Annotated in this window: 17 protein-coding genes; 6 read left to right on the forward strand and 11 right to left on the reverse strand. The window is 71.0% G+C overall.

The window, feature by feature from the left end:
• Positions 1-11 precede the first annotated feature (11 nt).
• From ACWGDB_RS37485 to ACWGDB_RS37495, 3 genes are all read right to left on the reverse strand, one after another.
• Positions 12-308, reverse strand: coding sequence for a DUF4193 domain-containing protein (locus ACWGDB_RS37485; protein ID WP_005481602.1), 297 nt, complete (start codon positions 306-308; stop codon positions 12-14).
• 405 nt (positions 309-713) lie between these two features.
• Positions 714-1,970 (reverse strand): sensor histidine kinase, encoded by a 1,257-nt coding sequence (locus ACWGDB_RS37490; RefSeq protein ID WP_453826552.1) that lies wholly within the window; start codon positions 1,968-1,970, stop codon positions 714-716.
• A gap of 6 nt (positions 1,971-1,976) precedes the next feature.
• Positions 1,977-2,630, reverse strand: a complete 654-nt coding sequence (locus tag ACWGDB_RS37495) for a response regulator transcription factor (protein ID WP_007385219.1) — start codon at positions 2,628-2,630, stop codon at positions 1,977-1,979.
• Positions 2,631-3,051: 421 nt separating this feature from the next.
• Here ACWGDB_RS37495 and ACWGDB_RS37500 point away from each other — a divergent pair, with 421 nt between their 5' ends.
• Positions 3,052-3,225, forward strand: a complete 174-nt coding sequence (locus ACWGDB_RS37500) for a hypothetical protein (protein ID WP_328878653.1) — start codon at positions 3,052-3,054, stop codon at positions 3,223-3,225.
• Positions 3,226-3,298: 73 nt separating this feature from the next.
• Here the strand turns inward: ACWGDB_RS37500 and ACWGDB_RS37505 are convergent, their stop codons facing one another.
• Both ACWGDB_RS37505 and ACWGDB_RS37510 read right to left on the reverse strand, forming a co-directional pair.
• Complete coding sequence (locus tag ACWGDB_RS37505; RefSeq protein ID WP_427839551.1) at positions 3,299-4,114, reverse strand: inositol monophosphatase family protein; 816 nt, start codon at positions 4,112-4,114, stop codon at positions 3,299-3,301.
• Positions 4,115-4,122: 8 nt separating this feature from the next.
• The gene (locus ACWGDB_RS37510; RefSeq protein WP_453826553.1) at positions 4,123-5,250 is read right to left on the reverse strand and encodes a ferrochelatase; all 1,128 of its coding nucleotides are present in this window, start codon (positions 5,248-5,250) and stop codon (positions 4,123-4,125) included.
• Positions 5,251-5,473: 223 nt separating this feature from the next.
• Between ACWGDB_RS37510 and ACWGDB_RS37515 the strand changes: the two genes are divergently transcribed.
• From ACWGDB_RS37515 to sepH, 3 genes are all read left to right on the forward strand, one after another.
• A complete protein-coding gene (locus ACWGDB_RS37515; RefSeq protein ID WP_453826554.1) occupies positions 5,474-6,712 on the forward strand; it encodes an MFS transporter in 1,239 nt (412 codons plus the stop codon).
• Complete coding sequence (locus ACWGDB_RS37520; protein ID WP_453826555.1) at positions 6,672-7,991, forward strand: D-arabinono-1,4-lactone oxidase; 1,320 nt, start codon at positions 6,672-6,674, stop codon at positions 7,989-7,991. The genes ACWGDB_RS37515 and ACWGDB_RS37520 overlap by 41 nt, the downstream gene beginning before the upstream one ends.
• Before the next feature lie 463 nt (positions 7,992-8,454).
• Positions 8,455-9,495, forward strand: a complete 1,041-nt coding sequence (gene sepH, locus ACWGDB_RS37525) for a septation protein SepH (RefSeq protein ID WP_453826556.1) — start codon at positions 8,455-8,457, stop codon at positions 9,493-9,495.
• Positions 9,496-9,625: 130 nt separating this feature from the next.
• On the opposite strand, the gene ACWGDB_RS37530 is transcribed toward sepH, so the two are convergent.
• Entirely contained in the window at positions 9,626-10,477 is an 852-nt protein-coding gene (locus ACWGDB_RS37530) for a sulfurtransferase (RefSeq protein WP_453826557.1), read from the reverse strand.
• Between the two features lie 295 nt (positions 10,478-10,772).
• Here ACWGDB_RS37530 and ACWGDB_RS37535 point away from each other — a divergent pair, with 295 nt between their 5' ends.
• On the forward strand, positions 10,773-11,576 hold the full coding sequence (locus tag ACWGDB_RS37535; RefSeq protein WP_453826558.1) for a VOC family protein: 804 nt from the start codon (positions 10,773-10,775) through the stop codon (positions 11,574-11,576).
• Positions 11,577-11,619: 43 nt separating this feature from the next.
• Here the strand turns inward: ACWGDB_RS37535 and ACWGDB_RS37540 are convergent, their stop codons facing one another.
• The 4 genes from ACWGDB_RS37540 to ACWGDB_RS37555 are packed head-to-tail and all read right to left on the reverse strand — an operon-like array spanning position 11,620 to position 16,998.
• Positions 11,620-12,261 (reverse strand): thymidine kinase, encoded by a 642-nt coding sequence (locus ACWGDB_RS37540; protein WP_427839557.1) that lies wholly within the window; start codon positions 12,259-12,261, stop codon positions 11,620-11,622.
• A gap of 55 nt (positions 12,262-12,316) precedes the next feature.
• Positions 12,317-13,510, reverse strand: a complete 1,194-nt coding sequence (locus ACWGDB_RS37545; RefSeq protein ID WP_453826559.1) for an alkaline phosphatase family protein — start codon at positions 13,508-13,510, stop codon at positions 12,317-12,319.
• A gap of 1 nt (position 13,511) precedes the next feature.
• Positions 13,512-14,099 (reverse strand): DUF5998 family protein, encoded by a 588-nt coding sequence (locus ACWGDB_RS37550; RefSeq protein WP_383631317.1) that lies wholly within the window; start codon positions 14,097-14,099, stop codon positions 13,512-13,514.
• Positions 14,100-14,151: 52 nt separating this feature from the next.
• Complete coding sequence (locus ACWGDB_RS37555; protein WP_453826560.1) at positions 14,152-16,998, reverse strand: bifunctional acetate--CoA ligase family protein/GNAT family N-acetyltransferase; 2,847 nt, start codon at positions 16,996-16,998, stop codon at positions 14,152-14,154.
• A gap of 190 nt (positions 16,999-17,188) precedes the next feature.
• Here ACWGDB_RS37555 and ACWGDB_RS37560 point away from each other — a divergent pair, with 190 nt between their 5' ends.
• Entirely contained in the window at positions 17,189-17,470 is a 282-nt protein-coding gene (locus ACWGDB_RS37560; protein WP_351186778.1) for an HPr family phosphocarrier protein, read from the forward strand.
• A gap of 232 nt (positions 17,471-17,702) precedes the next feature.
• Here ACWGDB_RS37560 and ACWGDB_RS37565 read toward each other — a convergent pair whose 3' ends face one another.
• Entirely contained in the window at positions 17,703-18,398 is a 696-nt protein-coding gene (locus ACWGDB_RS37565; protein ID WP_453826561.1) for a GntR family transcriptional regulator, read from the reverse strand.
• Between the last annotated feature and the right edge of the window lie 82 nt (positions 18,399-18,480).

An 18,480-nucleotide genomic window follows, 5' to 3' on the forward strand; every position in this document is an offset into this window, starting at 1 on the left:
CCGACCCGACCTCAGTCGCAGTCGCGGCAGATCGGCTGGCCGTTCTTCTCCCGGGCCAGCTGGCTGCGGTGGTGCACCAGGAAGCAGCTCATGCAGGTGAACTCGTCCTGCTGCTTGGGCAGCACCCGGACGGCCAGCTCCTCATTCGAGAGGTCCGCGCCGGGCAGCTCCAGGCCTTCGGCAGCCTCGAACTCGTCGACGTCCACTGCGGACGTCGACTTGTCGTTCCGCCTGGCCTTCAGCTCTTCAAGGCTGTCCGAGTCGACGTCGTCGTCGGTCTTGCGTGGGGTGTCGTAATCCGTTGCCATGTCGCTCTCCCCCTCTGGGTGTCTGCGGTGTCTCCAGCGCACGTAACGCGTGAGAGGCCGGACTTGTGCCCGACCCGAGGCGGAGATTTTGCCTCACATCAAGGTCTGTTACTCAATCGACACCCAACCGGACTCCTCAAGAGTGATCGGCTTGGATGGCGAACGGGACCGTACACGGTCCCAATGCCGCAGTTCAAAGGCGTCTCACCGTGTACTTCCCGTGATCAAGACCCCCGAAAACCCGGATTTTCCCGGCTTTCCGACTGGGCACATGATCACGGAGAGTAGATGGCCGGAAAACCGCCCTTGTGATCGATCACACATGGAACAGCCGACCGGGTGCCCAGAAAATTCCGCGCAAAGCGAACATCCCCGAATACCCGCCGGGTGTCGGCGCACATGGTCTCAGACCGGAAGGGTGACTCGCATCACGAGACCTCCGCCCTCACGTGGCTGCGCCGAGATGTTTCCGCCGTGCGCCCGCGCCACGGACCGCACGATGGACAGTCCCAGGCCCACTCCCTTGTCACTGCCGGTGCGCTCCGTACGCAGCCGCCGGAACGGCTCGAAGAGGTTGTCGATCTCGTACGCCGGCACCACCGGTCCGGTGTTGGAGACGACCAGGACGGCCTGCCCGTGCTGGATCTCGGTGGTGACCTCGACCCAGCCGCCCTCCGCGATGTTGTACCGGACGGCGTTCTGCACCAAATTCAGCGCGATCCGCTCCAGCAGCACGCCGTTTCCCTGGACGACCGCGGGCTTCTGTTCGCCGCGGATCATCACGCCCTTGGCCTGCGCCTCCGCGTGCACCTGGTCGACGGCCTGCTCGGCCACCTCCGCGAGGTCCACCGGTTTGCGCTCGACGATCTGGTTGTCGCTGCGGGCGAGCAGCAGCAGGCCCTCGACCAGTTGCTCGCTGCGCTCGTTGGTGGCCAGCAGCGTCTTGCCGAGCTGCTGGAGCTCCACCGGTGCGCCCGGGTCCGACAGGTGCACCTCGAGGAGCGTGCGGTTGATCGCGAGCGGGGTGCGCAGCTCGTGCGAGGCATTGCCGACGAAGCGCTGCTGGGCGGTGAAGGCCCGCTGCAATCGCTCCAGCATCTCGTCGAAGGTGTCGGCCAGCTCCTTCAGCTCGTCGTCCGGGCCGTCCAGTTCGATACGGCGGGACAGGTCCGAGCCCGCCACCGCGCGCGCGGTCCGGGTGATCCGGCCCAGCGGCGACAGGACACGGCCGGCCATGGCGTAGCCGAACGCGAAGGCGATGATCGCGAGGCCGAGGAGGGCCAGCAGGGAGCGGCTGAGGAGATCGTCCAGAGCGACCCGGCGCTTTTGGTCGATGCATTCGCTGATCGCGGAGTTGAACTCGTCGAGCCTCAGGCCGTTGGCGTTGTTGACCGCGGGGCAGTCGGCGCTCGCGACCCTGATCTCGTTACTGGCGCTCACGATCTTGAACGGCGGCTGGTTGCCCGTGCTGATGGCCTGCGCGGCCAGCAGATAGATGATCGACAGCAGCAGGATGCCGGCGATCAGGAACATGCCGCCGTACAGCAGCGTGAGCCGTATGCGGATGGTGGGGCGCAGCCACGGGAAGGCGGTTTCCGCCCTGCGGGGGGCCCAGGTGGGTTTCGGGGGCGCCTGCGGAGGCGGCGCGGGTGTCGTGGCCATGGTGAATCAGATCCGGTAGCCGGAACCGGGGACGGTGACGATCACCGGCGGCTCCCCCAATTTGCGGCGCAGCGTCATGACGGTCACCCGGACCACGTTGGTGAACGGGTCGGTGTTCTCGTCCCAGGCCTTCTCCAGCAGCTGCTCGGCCGAGACGACCGCGCCCTCGCTGCGCATCAGCACCTCCAGGACGGCGAATTCCTTCGGCGCCAGCTGCACCTCCTTGCCGTCGCGGAAGACCTCGCGGCGGTTGGGGTCGAGCTTTATGCCGGCGCGCTCCAGGACGGGCGGCAGCGGCACGCTCGTGCGGCGGCCGAGGGCACGCACGCGTGCCGTCAGCTCGCTGAACGCGAAGGGCTTGGGCAGATAGTCGTCGGCGCCGATCTCCAGCCCCTCGACACGGTCGCTGACGTCGCCCGACGCCGTGAGCATCAGCACGCGCGTGGGCATGCCGAGTTCGACGATCTTGCGGCAGACGTCGTCGCCGTGCACTAGGGGGAGGTCGCGGTCGAGGACGACCACGTCGTAGTCGTTGACGCCGATGCGCTCCAGGGCGGCCGCACCGTCGTACACGACGTCGACGGCCATGGCCTCCCGGCGCAGTCCGGTGGCCACCGCATCGGCGAGCAGTTGCTCGTCCTCGACGACGAGTACGCGCACGTCGCTTGTCCTTCCTGTGTCCACCCGCGTAGCGCGTGTGATCGCGCGCGGGCAGGGGTCTTTGTCGGGTGTCTTGGCCTCCATCCTGCCCTTTTCGGCCATAAGTCGGCGGTAAGACGGGTGAGTGGGCCTTGAAGGACGGGTGTGAAGCCCGGGAACGCGAGATTTTCTCTTCCGGTTGAGGTTTCCGCGGAAGAGAGCGGGGGGAGGACGGCTTTACACCCCGCGATCACGCTCTGCTTGTACCGCACCACCATGCGGTACGAGGGGATCCGCTTTCCGCAGAGTGGATGTGGGTGTCCGGCACCGTCGCCGCCCGGCAAGGGCAGCGCTGGGCATCCACCGGAGACGTGATCGTCCCTTCCGAACCGGCACACCCCCGTGCCACCGACCCACCCGACCCAGGACGAGGGGGCGCAGCATGGACGCATTCACCGCAGGACTTCTGCAGCGCATAAGGGCGACCGAGTCCGACCTGACGCGGGCTCTCGACGAGGGCGACGACTTCCTCGTCGAGGTGGAGCAGGGCGAGCTCGACGACCTGCGCCGCCTCGCCGCCGAGCATGGCGTGGAAGTCGGCGCGACGAGCGTCTGACTGGCTACTGAGCACCAGAGGGCCCCCGGCGAATCCAGCGCCGGGGGCTCTCCTCTTCGCCGGTGCGGTGCCGTCAGTCGTGCCAGGCGCCCAGGTCCTCCAGGAGCTGCTGCAGGGGCTCGAAGACCCCCGGCGTCGCAGCCACCGCCAGGTCGCGTGACGGACGCTCTCCGGGGCGCCCACCCGTCAGGGCGCCCGCCTCACGGGCGATGAGGTCCCCGGCCGCGAGGTCCCAGGCGTTGAGGCCCCGCTCGTAGTAGCCGTCCAGCCGGCCGGCGGCGAGGTCGCACAGGTCGATCGCGGCCGAGCCACCGCGGCGGATGTCGCGCAGGAGGGGGATCAGCCGCTGGGCGACGTCGGCCTGGTGGGTGCGCACCTCGGTGACGTAGTTGAAGCCTGTCGAGACCAGGGACTGGGCGAGCGGGGCCGTGGGACGGCAGGCGAGCCTGCGCTCACCGTCCCAGGCGCCCGTGGCCCACGCGCCGCCGCCGCGGACCGCGTGGAAGGTCTCGCCCCGCATCGGGGCAGCCACGACACCGGCGACCGTCTCCCCGTCCTGCTCGGCGGCGATGGAGACCGACCAAGTCGGCAGTCCGTAGAGGTAGTTGACGGTGCCGTCCAGGGGATCGATCACCCAGCGGACGCCGCTCGTGCCCTCGGTGGAGGCACCCTCCTCGCCGAGGAAACCGTCGTCCGGGCGGTGCTCGGAGATCAGGCCCGTGATCAGCTTCTCGGCCGCGATGTCCATCTCGGTGACCACGTCGATCGGGCTCGACTTGGTCGCCGCGACCGCGAGGTCGGCCGGCCGGCCGTCGCGCAGCAGTTCTCCCGCGCGGCGGGCGGCCTCCTGGGCGAGGCCGAGCAGTTCCGTGTGCAGGGCGTCGGTCACGGGGCTCCTCATGCGTAGGGGCTGTCGGCGCCCGCCGCGGCGGGCCTGGGTGCGCGGGACGGGCAGCAGCCCACCGGGCAGAGGTTGTGGCTGGCCCCGAGTGCCCCGAGGGCGCAGGGCGTGACCTCCTGCGCGCGCTCCACGGCGGCACGCTCCAGGACGAGGTCGCGGATCGCGGCGGCGAACCGCGGGTCGTCGCCGACGGTGGCCGAGCGGCGCATCGGCAGGCCGAGCTCCTCGGCCTTGGCCCTGGCCTCCGTGTCGAGGTCGTAGAGGACCTCCATGTGGTCGGAGACGAAGCCGATGGGGGCGATCACGACCGCCGGGGCGCCGGACGCGTGCCGCTCCTCGAGGTGGTCGCAGATGTCGGGCTCCAGCCACGGGATGTGCGGGGCGCCGGAGCGGGACTGGTAGACGAGCCGCCAGGGATGGTCGACGCCGGTGCGCTCACGTACCGCGTCGACGATCAGCTGCGCGACGTCCAGGTGCTGCTCGACGTACGCCCCGCCCTCGCCGTGGTCCTCGACGGGGCCGGAGCTGTCGGCGGCCGCGGTCGGGATGGAGTGGGTGGAGAACGCGATGTGGGCCCCGTCCCGGACGTCCTCGGGGAGGTCGGCGAGGGAGTCGAGCACGCCGTCGATCATCGGCTCCAGGAAGCCGGGGTGGTTGAAGTAGTGCCGCAGCTTGTCGATCCTCGGCAGCTCCAGGCCCTCGGCCTCAAGGGCGGCGAGCGAGTCCGCGAGGTTCTCGCGGTACTGCCGGCAGCCCGAGTAGGACGCGTAGGCGCTGGTGGCGAGGACGAGGATGCGACGGCGGCCGTCAGCGACCATCTCGCGCAGCGTGTCCGTCAGGTACGGCGCCCAGTTGCGGTTGCCCCAGTGAATCGGCAGATCCAGACCGTGCTCGGCGAAGTCCTTGCGCAGGGCGTCCAGCAGGGCGCGGTTCTGATCGTTGATGGGGCTGACGCCGCCGAACTGGAAGTAGTGCTCGCCGACTTCCTTGAGACGTTCGGTGGGGATGCCCCGCCCGCGGGTGACGTTCTCCAGGAACGGGATCACGTCGTCCGGGCCCTCGGGGCCGCCGAACGAGAGCAGGAGCAGGGCGTCGTAGGGGGTGGCATCGCGCACGTCTGGCATGGATCGATCCTGTCATCCGGTACTGACAGCCTGGAAACGGCGGGGTGACCACCCGGGTTCCCCCTGCGTCCGAGCGGGTGCGTTAGGGTCACCTAACTCGTAAGCCGTATCGGCCATCCACACGCCTTACGGGGCGCCTTCACGCCCAGCCGGGCGCCCGCACGCCTGCCTGCACCACCCCGAGCCACCGCAGCCCCGCTGCTCCTGCCTGACGGAGACCCCCGTGCCGAGCCCCTACCGCGCCCTGTTCGCCGCCCCCGGCTCCAAGGGCTTCTCCGCCGCGGGGTTCCTCGGCCGGATGCCGCTGTCCATGATGGGCATCGGCGTCGTGACCATGGTGTCCCAGCTGACCGGGCGCTACGGACTCGCCGGCGCGCTGTCCGCCACCATCGCGCTCGCCGCAGCGGTGGCGGGTCCGCAGGTCTCTCGGCTGGTCGACCGGTACGGGCAGCGGCGGGTGCTGCGTCCCGCGACTCTGATCGCGCTAGTGGCGGCGGCCCTGCTGCTGTTCGCCGCCCACTACGAGTGGCCGGACTGGGTGCTGTTCGTGGCGTGCGTCGGCATCGGCTGTGTGCCGAGCATCGGGGCGATGACCCGTGCCCGTTGGGCCGCCCTGTACCGCGGGACGCCTCAGCTGCACACGGCGTACTCCTTCGAGTCCGTGATCGACGAGGTCTGCTTCATCTTCGGGCCGATCATCTCCATCGGCCTGTCCACGGCATGGTTCCCGGAGGCCGGGCCGCTGCTCGCGGGCTGCTTCCTGGCGGTCGGCGTCTTCTGGCTGACCGCGCAGCGGGCCACCGAGCCCGCGCCGCACCCGCGCGAGCACCACGACGACGGCTCGGCGCTGCGCTCGCTCGGTCTCCAGGTCCTGGTGGCCACCTTCGTGGCGACCGGAGCGATCTTCGGTGCCGTCGACGTGGTCACCGTGGCCTTCGCCGAGGAGCAGGGGCACAAGGGCGCCGCCAGCATCGTCCTCGCCCTGTACGCGGCCGGCTCCTGCGCGGCGGGCGCCGTGTTCGGGCTGCTGCACTTCAAGGGGGCGCCCGAACGTCGTTGGCTGCTGGGCATATGCGCGATGGCCGTGAGTATGATCCCCCTCCTACTGGTCGGAAACTTGCCGTTTCTGGCCGTGGCGCTGTTCGTCTCGGGCATGGCCGTCGCTCCCACGATGATCACGACCATGTCCCTGATCGAAGAGCACGTACCACGCGCGCAACTGACCGAGGGCATGACCTGGGTGAGCACCGGGCTCGCGGTCGGGGTCGCGCTCGGCTCCTCCGCGGCCGGCTGGGTGATCGACGCCGCCGGTGCGGGCGCCGGGTACGGGGTTCCGGCGGTGTCCGGGGCTGTCGCGGTCGTGGTCGGTTTCCTGGGGTACCGCCGGCTCAGCAAGCCGGCTCCGCGTCGGGGAGGCACCGTTGAGCAGCACAGCGAGCGGCAGGAACGGCACGTGGCGTAACTGGGGCGGCACGGTTGCCGCCCGCCCCGCGCGGGAGGTGTCCCCCGCCTCCGTCGAGGAGTTGGCGGCGGCGATACGCCGGGCCGGCGAGGACGGCCTGAAGGTGAAGGCGGTCGGCAGCGGACACTCCTTCACGTCCATTGCCGCCACCGACGGCGTGCTGATCCACCCTCAGCTGTTGACCGGCATCCGCGACATCGACCGGGAGGCCATGACGGTCACGGTCGAGGCGGGCACCCCGCTCAGGAGGCTCAACGCGGCACTCGCGCGCGAGGGGCTCTCGCTCACCAACATGGGCGACATCATGGAGCAGACGGTCTCCGGCGCCACCAGCACCGGCACCCACGGCACGGGCCGCGAGTCGGGTTCGATCGCCGCCCAGATCAAGGCCCTGGAACTGGTCACGGCGGACGGTTCGGTGCTCACCTGCTCCGAGAAGGAGAACCCCGACGTCTTCGCGGCCGCCCGGATCGGCCTCGGCGCCCTGGGCGTGGTCACCGCGATCACCTTCGCCGTCGAGCCCATCTTCCTGCTCTCCGCGCGCGAGGAGCCGATGCCGCTCGACAAGGTCCTGTCGGACTTCGACGAACTGTGGGCCGAGAACGAGCACTTCGAGTTCTACTGGTTCCCGCACACCGGCAGCACCAACACCAAGCGCAACAACCGCAGTGCGGGCCCGGAGAAGCCGGTACCCCAGCTGCGGGGCCTGCTCGAGGACGAGATCCTCTCCAACGGCGTCTTCCAGGTGGCCCAGTGGGTCGGCCGCGCGGCGCCCGCCAGCATCCCCACGATCGCCCGGGTCTCCAGCAAGGCGCTGTCCTCGCGGACCTACACCGACATCCCCTACAAGGTCTTCACATCGCCGCGCCGGGTGCGTTTCGTGGAGATGGAGTACGCCGTCCCGCGCGAGGCCGTCGTCGAGACGCTGCGCGAACTGAAGGCCATGGTCGAGCGCTCCGGTCTCAGGGTGAGCTTCCCGGTCGAGGTGCGCACCGCGCCGGCCGACGACATCACCCTGTCCACCGCCTCGGGCCGTGACAGTGCGTACATCGCCGTCCACATGGTCAAGGGCACGCCGTACCAGCGGTACTTCACCGCCGCGGAGCAGATCTTCACCGCGCACGACGGTCGCCCGCACTGGGGCAAGGTGCACACGCGGGACGCCGATTACTTCGCTCGGGTATACCCGCGCTTCGGCGAGTTCACGGCCCTGCGGGACCGGCTGGACCCCGACCGCCGGTTCCAGAACGACTACCTGCGGCGGGTGTTGGGGGCCTAGCGTCCGACCGGCTCGCCCCGCACGGTCAACCGACGTCGCTGCTGGGCGGCGTACGGACGAAAGCAATAGTTCCGCTTCCGATGTTTGCGTGAAGTACGCCACTTTCAAGATCCGCAAACCGCCCAACGGACGGCCGAGTCACACTTCTTGTCAGAAGTTGGGCGGCGTGCCAATCCACGCACGTGGCCCAAATGGAGTACTGTTGCGAGCCCTGGGTCCGGTCTCCCGCCTGGGCGTCCGTGGCCTTCAAGGACCGCCGGGAGGGGGCTAGTTGCACAGGGTGACGGAGTTGGTCACTTAGCGTTGCGAATAGGTAACCGTGCCATAACGGTGATCCAGGGCCCGTGCCCGACACGCCGGGCAACTCGGCAAGGTTGTGGCAGGCTGCACCCGGGCAGGCCACACTCGACTAGCGGAAGCAGCGACGCACGTGACGTCGGCAGGCACCACCCGGGAGGTCCCCATGCCCGAACTGCGTGTCGTGGCCGTCTCCAATGACGGCACACGGCTGGTGCTGAAGGCTGCCGACTCTACGGAGTACACCCTTCCGATCGACGAACGCCTGCGCGCCGCCGTGCGCGGCGACCGTCCCCGTCTCGGCCAGATCGAGATCGAGGTCGAAAGCCATCTCCGCCCCCGCGACATCCAGGCGCGTATACGCGCTGGTGCCACCGCGGAAGAGGTCGCCCAGCTCGCGGGCATCCCCGTCGACCGCGTACGGCGCTTCGAGGGCCCCGTCCTCGCCGAGCGTGCCTTCATGGCCGAACGGGCCCGCAAGACTCCCGTCCGTCGGCCCGGCGAGAACGCCGCCGGTCCGCAGCTCGGCGAGGCAGTCCAGGAGCGACTGCTGCTGCGCGGTGCCGACAAGGACACCGTGCAGTGGGACTCGTGGCGCCGCGACGACGGCACCTGGGAAGTGCTGCTGGTCTACATGGTGGCGGGCGAACCGCACTCGGCGAGCTGGACGTACGACCCGCCGCGGCGGCTCGTCCAGGCCGTCGACGAGGAGGCGCGCTCGCTGATCGGCGAGTCCGACGACCTCGCCGCGCCGGAGCCCAGTTTCCCGTTCGTGCCGCGTATCGCCCGGCTTCCGCGCGAGCGTTCGATGGACCGTGCCCTCGAACGCACCGAGCGCCCGAGCCTGCCGGCTCAGGCCTCCGAGCCGGTCGAGGAGACGACGGAGGAACGGGACTCGCTCACCAGCCTGCTGGAGGCGGTGCCCAGCTTCCGCGGCGACATGGTGGTGCCGGAGCGCCCGCCGGAGCCCGAGGTGGAGGAACCCCCCACCGAGCCGGCCGCGGAGGAGCCTCCCGCTCCCGCCGCCTCGGCAGGTTCCGCCTACGCGGACGTCCTGATGCCACGTTCCGTCGGCAGCCACCGCGACCGTCTCATCGGCGCCACGGACCGCCAGGCCGAAGCGGACGGCGTCCGCCCGGGCCGCCGCGCCGCCGTACCGAGCTGGGACGAGATCGTGTTCGGGACGCGGAGGAAGAAGCAGGAGTAGTCGGTCGTACGGCTGCGGGTGCGGTCGTACGAGGACGAGGGCCGCGCCGGCAGCAGCGCGGCCCTCGTGCTGTGCGGGGTGGCGCGGGGCTGCCGCAGTCGTGCCGTCCCGCTCCCCCGCCCGTCACGCCCTACTGCGGATCCGCCCCCACGGCCACCGGCCGCGACGGGTCCGACGACCACTCCGACCACGAACCGACGTACAGCGCCGCCGGAATGCCGGCGACCTCCAGCGCCAGTACCTGGTGCGCGGCGGAGACTCCCGAGCCGCAGTAGACACCGACCTCCGTGCCCTCGGCCGCCCCCAGGGCCTTGAAGCGTGCCGTGAGTTCCTCGGCGGGGCGGAAACGGCCGTCCGCGGTCACGTTCTCGTTCGTGGGGGCGGACACGGCGCCCGGGACATGACCGCCGACCGGGTCGATCGGCTCGACCTCGCCGCGGTACCGCTCCCCCGCCCGCGCGTCCAGCAGCACCCCGGACCGGGCGAGCGCCGCGGCAGCGTCGGCGTCGAGCAGTCCCGTCGCCCCCGGAACCGGCTCGAAGTCGCCCTCGGCCGGAGTCGGCACGGACGTCTCCAGCGGTCCCTCCCAGGTGGGCAACCCGCCGTCGAGGACGCGCACGTCGGGGTGCCCCGTCCAGCGCAGCAGCCACCACGCCCGGGCCGCCGCCCAGCCCTGCCCGCCGTCGTACACGACCACCGGCGTCCCGGACGTCACGCCCGCCCGCCGCATCGCCCTACCGAATTCGGCCAAGTCCGGCAGCGGATGACGCCCGCGCGAGCCGGGCGCGGAGGCCAGTTCCCGGTCCAGATCGACATAGACCGCGCCGGGGATGTGCCCGGCCCCGTACTCGGCCCGGCCGTCGAACGGCGGCTCGCCGGACGCCTTGGCCAGGGACAACTGCCAGCGGACGTCGAGCAGCACCGGGCGATCGTCGCCCGTCAGTTCGCCGGCGAGTTCTGATGCGGAGATGATGGCGTTCATGGCCACCATCCTTGCGCACGGGGTGGCCCCATCGTCGCGGTCCGGTTACTCTGCCCGCCGGACAGGCCCGATCACGAAGCGTACGGGATCAGGCACATGCTGTACAGCCGATCGACATCCAGCGGCAATCGCACGGAAACGGGCGGTAAATCGCACACCGGGCATCCTCCGGGCACCGGCCGCCATGCGCGGCGCGCCCGCAGCGCACGTGACCACGGGTGGTGCGAGCATCGGCACGGGGGTCCGGAGAGCGGAAGCGACACGGCCACCGCGAGGGGCCGAGGAGAGAGTGACGATGACCGAGGCACGGGGGTCGGCCGGCCCGAACGGCGAGACGCACGCTCGGCACGCGCCCGGCACGCCCTGCTGGGTGAGTCTGATGGTGCACGGACTGGCCGCGACCCAGGACTTCTACGGAGCGTTGTTCGGCTGGGAGTTCCAGCCCGGCCCCCAGCAACTCGGCCCCTATGTGCGGGCCCTGCTGAACGGCCGTGAGGTCGCCGGCATCGGCCAGCTGCCGCCCGACCGCCACCTCCCCATCGCCTGGACGCCCTACCTCGCCTCGAACAACGTCGACCTGACCGCCGACACGGTACGACTGTGCGGCGGCACGGTCGGCGTGGGCCCGCTGGACGCCGCCGAGGCCGGCCGGCTGGCGATCTGCTCCGACCCGTCCGGCGCCGTCTTCGGCATCTGGCAGGGGGCCGAACACCGCGGCACGGCCATCTCGGGCGTGCCCGGCACCCCGGCCTGGAACGAGCTGCTGACCTTCGAGTCCGTGAACGTGGCCAAGTTCTACGAGACCGTGTTCGCCTACGAGGAGGAGCCGGTGGTCTCCGCCGACTTCGACTACGTCACCCTGCTCATCGACGGCCGCTCGGTCGCCGGAATCCACGGCGTCGGCACCTCCCTGCCGCGCGACCGGGGCCCGCACTGGGTGACGTACTTCGAGGTCGCCGACACGGACGAGACGCTGGCCCGAGTCGTCGAGCTCGGCGGCCATACCCTCAGGCCGGCCCACGACAGCGCCCACGGCCGTGTCGCTACGGTGGCGGACCCCGAGGGCGCCCGGTTCGCCCTGATCCAGGACCCGCGCTGACGGGTTCGGGAGCAGTGCCGCCGAACGGAATCTCGGCTCGGACCTACTGCACCGGCAGGACGTCCGGGGACAGCGCCGCCGCCCGTGCGCTCGCCGCCGTCATACGGCGTCGGTGGTGGCGGCGGCACAGGACCTCGTAGCCGACGGCGTCCGCCTGGTTGACGTCGCCGACGACCACCTGGGCTCCCTCGACGACCATCTCGCCGCCTATCGTGCGGGCGTTGTGCGTGGCGCGGGCGCCGCACCAGCACAGGGCCTCCACCTGGAGCACCTCGACCCGGTCGGCCAGTTCCACCAGGCGCTGCGAGCCGGGGAACAGCTTGCTGCGGAAGTCGGTCGTGATGCCGAAGGCGTAGACGTCCAGGCCCAGGTCGTCGACCACACGGGCGAGTTGGTCGATCTGGTCGGGCGCGAGGAACTGCGCCTCGTCGGCGATGACGTAGTCCGCGCGGCCGCCCCTGGAGAGGTGGTCGACGACGTACGCGTACAGGTCGACGCCGTCCTCGACCTCCACCGCGTCCGTGACCAGGCCGAGCCGCGAGGACAGCTTGCCCTCGCCCGCGCGGTCGTCACGCGTGAAGATCATGCCCGCGAGCCCACGCGCCGAACGGTTGTGCTCTATCTGGAGAGCCAGCGTCGACTTCCCGCAGTCCATCGTTCCGGAGAAGAACACCAGCTCGGGCATGTTGAGTTGAGCACCTTTCGGCGGAGAGCGTCGGCCACGGCGGGCTACGGGAGTTTCAGGAGCGTACTTCGAGCAGGGGGATCAACTGCTCGGCGGGGGTCATCGAACCGTGGTTGCCGACCATCGCCGACTCCTTCGGCTCCCGCTCGGAGGCGATGATCAGGACGTCGTCCCGTGCGGCCGCGATCACGTCGCCGATCCGTCCGTGCACCCGCTCGTCGATCCGTGGGCCGAACCAGCCCGCCGCGATCGCCTCGTCCCGGGAAGCCACCCAGAACTGTTCGCCGAGCACCTCGCGCCAGCACGTCAGGACGTCGTTCGCGGCGCCGGGCACCGCGTACACGTGCCGCGCGCGGCCCTCGCCGCCGAGCAGGGCGACGCCGGCGCGCAGCTCCCAGTCCTCGTCGAAGTCGATGCGGTGCTGCTCGTCGAAGGGCACGTCGATCATGCCGTGGTCGGCGGTGACGTAGAGCGCGGTGCGCGGGGGCAGTTGCTCGGCGAGGCGCTGGACGAGCCGGTCGACGTACATGAGCTGGCCGCGCCAGGTGTCCGAGTCGACGCCGTAGCGGTGGCCGGCGCCGTCGAGTTCGGCGTAGTACGTGTAGACCAGGGAGCGGTCGCCCGCGGCCAGTTGCTCGGCCGCGAGGTCCATACGGTCCTCGCCGGTCAGCCGCCCCAGGAACGTTCCGCCACTGAGTGCGACCTTGGTCAGCGGGGTGTTCTGGAAGGTCGGCGACGACACCTGCGCCGCGTGCACGCCGGCCTGCTGTGCCAGCTGGAAGACCGTGGGGTACGGCTGCCAGACGCGCGGCGACGTCCACGGCTGCCAGCGCAGCTGGTTCATCAGCTCGCCGGTCTCCGGGTTGCGCACGGTGTACCCGGGCAGGCCGTGCGCGCCCGGCGGCAGGCCGGTGCCGACGGAGGCGAGGGAGGTCGCGGTGGTCGCGGGGTAGCCGGCGGTGATCGGGCGCCCGGTGCCGCCGCGCGAGCTGCTCAGGAGCGACGTCATGAACGGCGCTTCCTCGGGGTGCGCCTTGAGCTGCTCCCAGCCGAGGCCGTCGATCAGGAAGACGCAGGCGCGGTCGGCGGCGGTCAGCTCGGGGATCGCGGCGGTCATCTCCGGTACGGCCATGCCGGCGGCCAGCGTGGGCAGCAGATCGGCGAGCGAGCCGCTGCCGTACTCGGGGGCGGGCGCGGAGTCGACGGCGAGGGGTTCCGGGTGGGAGTCCCAGGCGGTGGGCTGGATCATCTCAGCGGGCGATGTCCGCGGTCGCCTCGGAGAGCGACTGCGCGAAGGTGAGCGCCTGGCGCACGGTCTCCGGTCCGTCGCCCGCCTCGCTGACACGCAGGCTGAGGTCGTCCGCCGTGGAGCTGCCCGTGTAGCCGTGGTCGGCCTCGCAGTTGGGGTCACCGCAGGCGGCGGGCTCCAGGTCGAGCCGGGAGACCGCGCCCCACCCGATGGTGAGCACGATCTCGCGGGGCAGCGTGCCCGGCGTGTACGACTCCGGGTTGGCGACGACGCGGCTGACGACGACCGAGGAGATCCGGCCGAGCTTCACGGACTCGGTGGACGTCGTGGCGTAGGGCGTCGGAGAGGTGCTGTCGGCGGCCTGCTCGTCGGTGTGGCTGACGATGAAGCGGTTGTGGGTGAGGACGAGCACGGTCACGTGCCGCCGCACCTCGTTCTGGTCGAACGTCGTCTCCTGGTGGACCAGGTACGACCGGATGGGCTCGCCGCCCACAGCGGCCTCCACCGCCTCGGCCACGAGGGCCGGGTAGTAGCCGCTGCGCTCGATCGCCGCACGCAGCCCCTGGGTCGTCGTACTGGTCTTGGCCATGACGCCCATCCTACGGGGGCGCACTGACTGCGAGGCACCGCTGAGGGCGCTCTCAGTACGTCGGCAGGGTCCTCGGCCCGAGGTCGTCCCGGGCGGGCGGCGGCGCGAGGCGTACCGAGGCGCCGAGCACGCTCAGGCCGTGGGTGGCGACGACGACCGGTTCCAGGGTGACCGCGACGACCTCCGGGTGGTCGTCGACCAGCCGCGACACCCGCAGCAGCAGCTCCTCCAGCGCAGGGGTGTCGACGGGAGCGGAACCGCGCCAGCCGAAGAGGAGAGGCGCCGTCCGGATGGAGCGGACGATCGAGGTCGCCTCGCGGTCGGTGACCGGGATCAGCCGGTGCGCCATGTCCCCGAGCAGCTGGGAGGCGGCTCCGGCGAGCCCGAAGGACAGCACGGCGCCGGCCGCCGGGTCGATCACGGCCCGTACGACGGTGTCGACGCCGCGCGGTGCCATGCTCTGCACGACCGGCCGCAGCTCCTCCGGCCTGCCGAACAGTTCGGTCAACTCGGCGTACGCCCGCCGTAGTTGCTCCTCGTCGGCGAGGTCGAGCCGTACGCCGCCGAGGTCGGCGCGGTGCCGCAGGTGCGGGGCGGTGGCCTTGAGGGCGACGGGGTAGCCGAGGGTGCGGGCGGCGTCGGCGGCGGCGTCGGGGGTGGGCGCGTGCAGGGCGCGGTGCACGTCGATGCCGTACTTCCCGAGCAGGTCACACGTCTCGTCCGTGCCGAGCGTGAGGCCCTGCCCGCGCGCGAGCAGTCCGCCGATCAGCTGGGCGGCGCCCTTCTCGTCGATGTCCTCGTACTCGGGGACCTTGCCGGGGTCGGCCGCGTCGCGCCGCCACTGCGCGTAGTTGACGGCTTCGGCGAGGGCGCGGACGGCGCGCTCGGCGGCTGGGTAGGCGGGGATGAGGGTCGTCGGGCTCTGCGTGGTGTCCGACTGCCCGGCCGGGTTCCCGGCCTGGAAGTCCAGGGGGCGGAACGGATGGGGACGGATCATGGCGCCGGGCGCCCTCCGGTCCGCCTGCGGTGCGGTGCTCGCCGCGGCGGACAGGGCTTCGGCGAGGCCGCCGAGCTCGACGTGCACCACCAGCACCGGCTTCCCCGGCACCCGCTCGGCCGCCGACCGCAGGGCCTGTGCCAGCTCGGCGTCACCGGTCGACGCGTCGCCGATCGCCGGGATGGCGGTGACGACGACCGCGTCGCACGTCTCGTCGGCGAGCGCGTGCGAGAGCGCCTCGTGGAAGTCCGCCGCGGACGCCCCCGTCGTCAGGTCCAGCGGCGGCAGCGGCCGCAGCCCCTGGGACAGACACGCGTCGTACGTCAGCAGCCCCAGCGACTCGGAGTTGCCGAGGATCGCCACCCGCGGCCCGGTCGGCAGCGGCTGGCGCGCGAGCAGCAGGCCCGCGTCCACCAGCTCGGTGATGGTGTCGACCCGGATCACGCCGGCCTGCCGCAGCAGCGCGGACACCGTGGCGTGCGGCAACCGTGTGGCGCGCACCGCGTGGCCCTGCGGCGCCGCGCCGCCGTGTCGCGCGCCCTGCACCACGACCAGCGGCTTGGCCGCCGCCGTACGCCGGGCGAGGCGGTTGAACTTGCGCGGGTTGCCGATGGACTCCAGATACATCAGGGCGACGTCGGTGTCCGGGTCGTCGTACCAGTACTGAAGGACGTCGTTGCCGGACACGTCGGCGCGGTTGCCGGACGAGACGAAGGTCGACACACCGGTGACGCCGGTCACACCGCCACCTCGCCGGTGGAGCCGGGACAGCAGTGCGATGCCGATCGCGCCGGACTGCGCGAACAGCCCGATCCGGCCCGGGCGGGGCATCTCCGGGGCCAGGGAGGCGTTCAGCCGTACGTCGGCGGAGGTGTTGATGATCCCGAAGGCGTTCGGCCCGATGATGCGCATGCCGTACGCGCGTGCCTGCCGTACGAGTTCGCGCTGCCGCTCGCGGCCGTCGGGCCCGCTCTCGGCGTACCCGGCGGAGAGCACGACCAGCCCCTGCACGCCGTGCTCTCCGCATTCGGCGACCACGTCGGGGACGTAGGCGGCCGGCACGGCGACCACCGCGAGGTCGACCTGTTCCTCGATGTCCCGCATGGAGCGGTGCGCGGGCACGCCGTCGAGTTCCTTGAGGTCCTCCGGGAACGCCCTGTTCACCGCGTACAGGCGTCCCGTAAACCCGGCGTCCCTGATGTTGCCCAGGACGCTTCGGCCCACCCCGCCGGGGGTGCGGCCCGTGCCGATGACGGCGACGGAGCCGGGCACCAGGAGCCGCTGCACGGACCGGCCCTCGGCGCGCTGCTCGCGCGCGTACTGCACGGCGAGCGAGCGGTCCGTCGGCTCCAGGTCGAACTCCAGGCGGACGACGCCGTCCTCGAAGCTGCGCTTCTGGGTGTACCCGGCGTCCGTGAACACCTTGATCATCTTGTTGTTGGCCGGCAGCACCTCGGCGGCGAAGCGGCGGATGTCGCGCTCGCGGGCGACGGCGCCGATGTGTTCGAGCAGGGCGGAGGCGACGCCACGGCCCTGGTGGGCGTCCTGGACGAGGAAGGCGACCTCGGCCTCGTCGGCGGGCGCGGACGCGGGCATTCCGTCGGCGCCGATCCGGTCGTAGCGTACGGTGGCGATGAACTCGCCGCCCACCGTGGCCGCGAGTCCCACCCGGTCCACAAAGTCGTGGTGCGTGAAGCGGTGGACGTCCTTTGCGGACAGTCGCGGGTAGGGCGCGAAGAAGCGGTAGTACTTCGACTCGTCCGACACCTGCTCGTAGAAGCTGACCAGGCGCTCGGCGTCATCAACGGTGATGGGGCGGATGCGCGCGGTGCCGCCGTCGCGCAGCACCACGTCGGCTTCCCAGTGGGCGGGGTACGCGTGCCTGTCCGAGGCGCTCTGCATGGGGCCCAGAGTACGGCTCGCGTACGACAACGGCGCGAGGCAGTCTGTTCAGGACGTACGTGGGGTCGAGGCCGCGACCCGACGGTCACCTCAGGAGGGGACGTTCGTCAGACGTTCGTCCAGTTTCGTCGTGCTTCACGGGTGTGGGAAACTGGTCTAGACAACCCTGAACACCGAAGGGCAGCATCACATGGCTGAGCGCCGCGTCAACGTCGGCTGGGCCGAGGGTCTCCACGCCCGCCCCGCCTCCATCTTCGTCCGAGCCGCCACGGCCACAGGCGTCCCGATGACGATCGCCAAGGCCGACGGCAACCCCGTCAACGCGGCCTCCATGCTGGCCGTTCTGGGCCTGGGCGCCCAGGGCGGCGAGGAGATCGTCCTCGCCTCCGACGCCGAGGGTGCGGACGCCGCCCTCGACCGTCTGGCGAAGCTGGTCTCCGAGGGCCTCGAGGAGCTGCCCGAGACGGTCTGAAGGACCTGAGCGGGACTCCACACCAAGCGGTGAAGCCGCGTCCGCCTTTCCGGCGGGCGCGGCTTCGCTGTTTTCGGCGGACGGCGTCCTGATTTCAGACAGGCGGCGTCCTGATTCGAGGGCAGCGGTTCCGCTATTCGAGGCCGACGTCCCGAGAATTACCGCACGCCTGAAAAAGGGCAGCGGAAATTACGCGCCTCCAAATATGCCCTCTTTGTATACGGCGCCCGTGTTAATGCCGCAGGCTCGGCATGTTTACGGGATGTTGCGAATTCCTCACACGCTCCGTGCGATCACCGCGGGAGCCGAAGCGCAGCCGATGCGCGGAGATCGAGCGCTCGGCGTGCAGCGCCGTGATCGCGCGGGCGCGCTCGCCGTCGCCGCGCGCCACCGCGTCCACGATCGCGCCGTGCTCGGTCCAGGACTCCACGGGGTCGACCGGCGCCTCGACTGCGTACATCCAGGCGATCTTGTGGCGCAGCTGGGTCAGCATCGAGGTCAGGGCGGGACTGCCGGAGGCCTGGGCCAGCGTCTCGTGGAACCAGCCGCCCAGCGAGCGCAGATCCTCGCTGTTTCCCCGCCTGGCCCGCTCCTGACCCAGCCTGACCAGACCGCGCAGGACCTTCAGATGGGCCTCGGTGCGCCGCTGGGCGGCCCGGGAGGCGCCGAGCGGCTCCAGGAGGGCACGCATCTCCAGCAGGTCGGAGGCCTCCTGTTCGCTCGGTTCGGCGACGCATGCGCCCGCGTGCCGCCGGGTCACCACGAAGCCCTCCGCCTCCAGGGTGCGCAGGGCCTCGCGCACGGGGACGCGGGAGACGCCGTAGCGACGGGCGAGGAGTTCCTCGGTGAGCCTGCCGCCGCGCGCGTGGACCCCGGCGACGATGTCGTCCCGGATCGCGGTGCATACCGAGTGCGCCGGAATACGCATGACCGACCTCCGCCTTAATCCCCGTGAAACGTCGACGAATGACGTGTGTTGAGTGACTCTATTGCAACCGGCGGGAATTTCC

The sequence above is a fragment of the Streptomyces sp. NPDC055013 genome (assembly GCF_053608645.1).

Bases quoted from the DNA above. Each gene is read 5' to 3' on its own strand.
- ACWGDB_RS37555 (WP_453826560.1), bottom strand. From the start codon at position 16,998: ATGCAGAGCGCCTCGGACAGGCACGCGTACCCCGCCCACTGGGAAGCC.
- ACWGDB_RS37490 (WP_453826552.1), bottom strand. From the start codon at position 1,970: ATGGCCACGACACCCGCGCCGCCTCCGCAGGCGCCCCCGAAACCCACC.
- ACWGDB_RS37535 (WP_453826558.1), top strand. From the start codon at position 10,773: ATGACCGAGGCACGGGGGTCGGCCGGCCCGAACGGCGAGACGCACGCT.
- ACWGDB_RS37565 (WP_453826561.1), bottom strand. From the start codon at position 18,398: ATGCGTATTCCGGCGCACTCGGTATGCACCGCGATCCGGGACGACATC.
- ACWGDB_RS37545 (WP_453826559.1), bottom strand. From the start codon at position 13,510: ATGATCCAGCCCACCGCCTGGGACTCCCACCCGGAACCCCTCGCCGTC.
- ACWGDB_RS37500 (WP_328878653.1), top strand. From the start codon at position 3,052: ATGGACGCATTCACCGCAGGACTTCTGCAGCGCATAAGGGCGACCGAG.
- ACWGDB_RS37530 (WP_453826557.1), bottom strand. From the start codon at position 10,477: ATGAACGCCATCATCTCCGCATCAGAACTCGCCGGCGAACTGACGGGC.
- ACWGDB_RS37485 (WP_005481602.1), bottom strand. From the start codon at position 308: ATGGCAACGGATTACGACACCCCACGCAAGACCGACGACGACGTCGAC.
- ACWGDB_RS37550 (WP_383631317.1), bottom strand. From the start codon at position 14,099: ATGGCCAAGACCAGTACGACGACCCAGGGGCTGCGTGCGGCGATCGAG.
- ACWGDB_RS37510 (WP_453826553.1), bottom strand. From the start codon at position 5,250: ATGCCAGACGTGCGCGATGCCACCCCCTACGACGCCCTGCTCCTGCTC.
- sepH (WP_453826556.1), top strand. From the start codon at position 8,455: ATGCCCGAACTGCGTGTCGTGGCCGTCTCCAATGACGGCACACGGCTG.
- ACWGDB_RS37560 (WP_351186778.1), top strand. From the start codon at position 17,189: ATGGCTGAGCGCCGCGTCAACGTCGGCTGGGCCGAGGGTCTCCACGCC.
- ACWGDB_RS37540 (WP_427839557.1), bottom strand. From the start codon at position 12,261: ATGCCCGAGCTGGTGTTCTTCTCCGGAACGATGGACTGCGGGAAGTCG.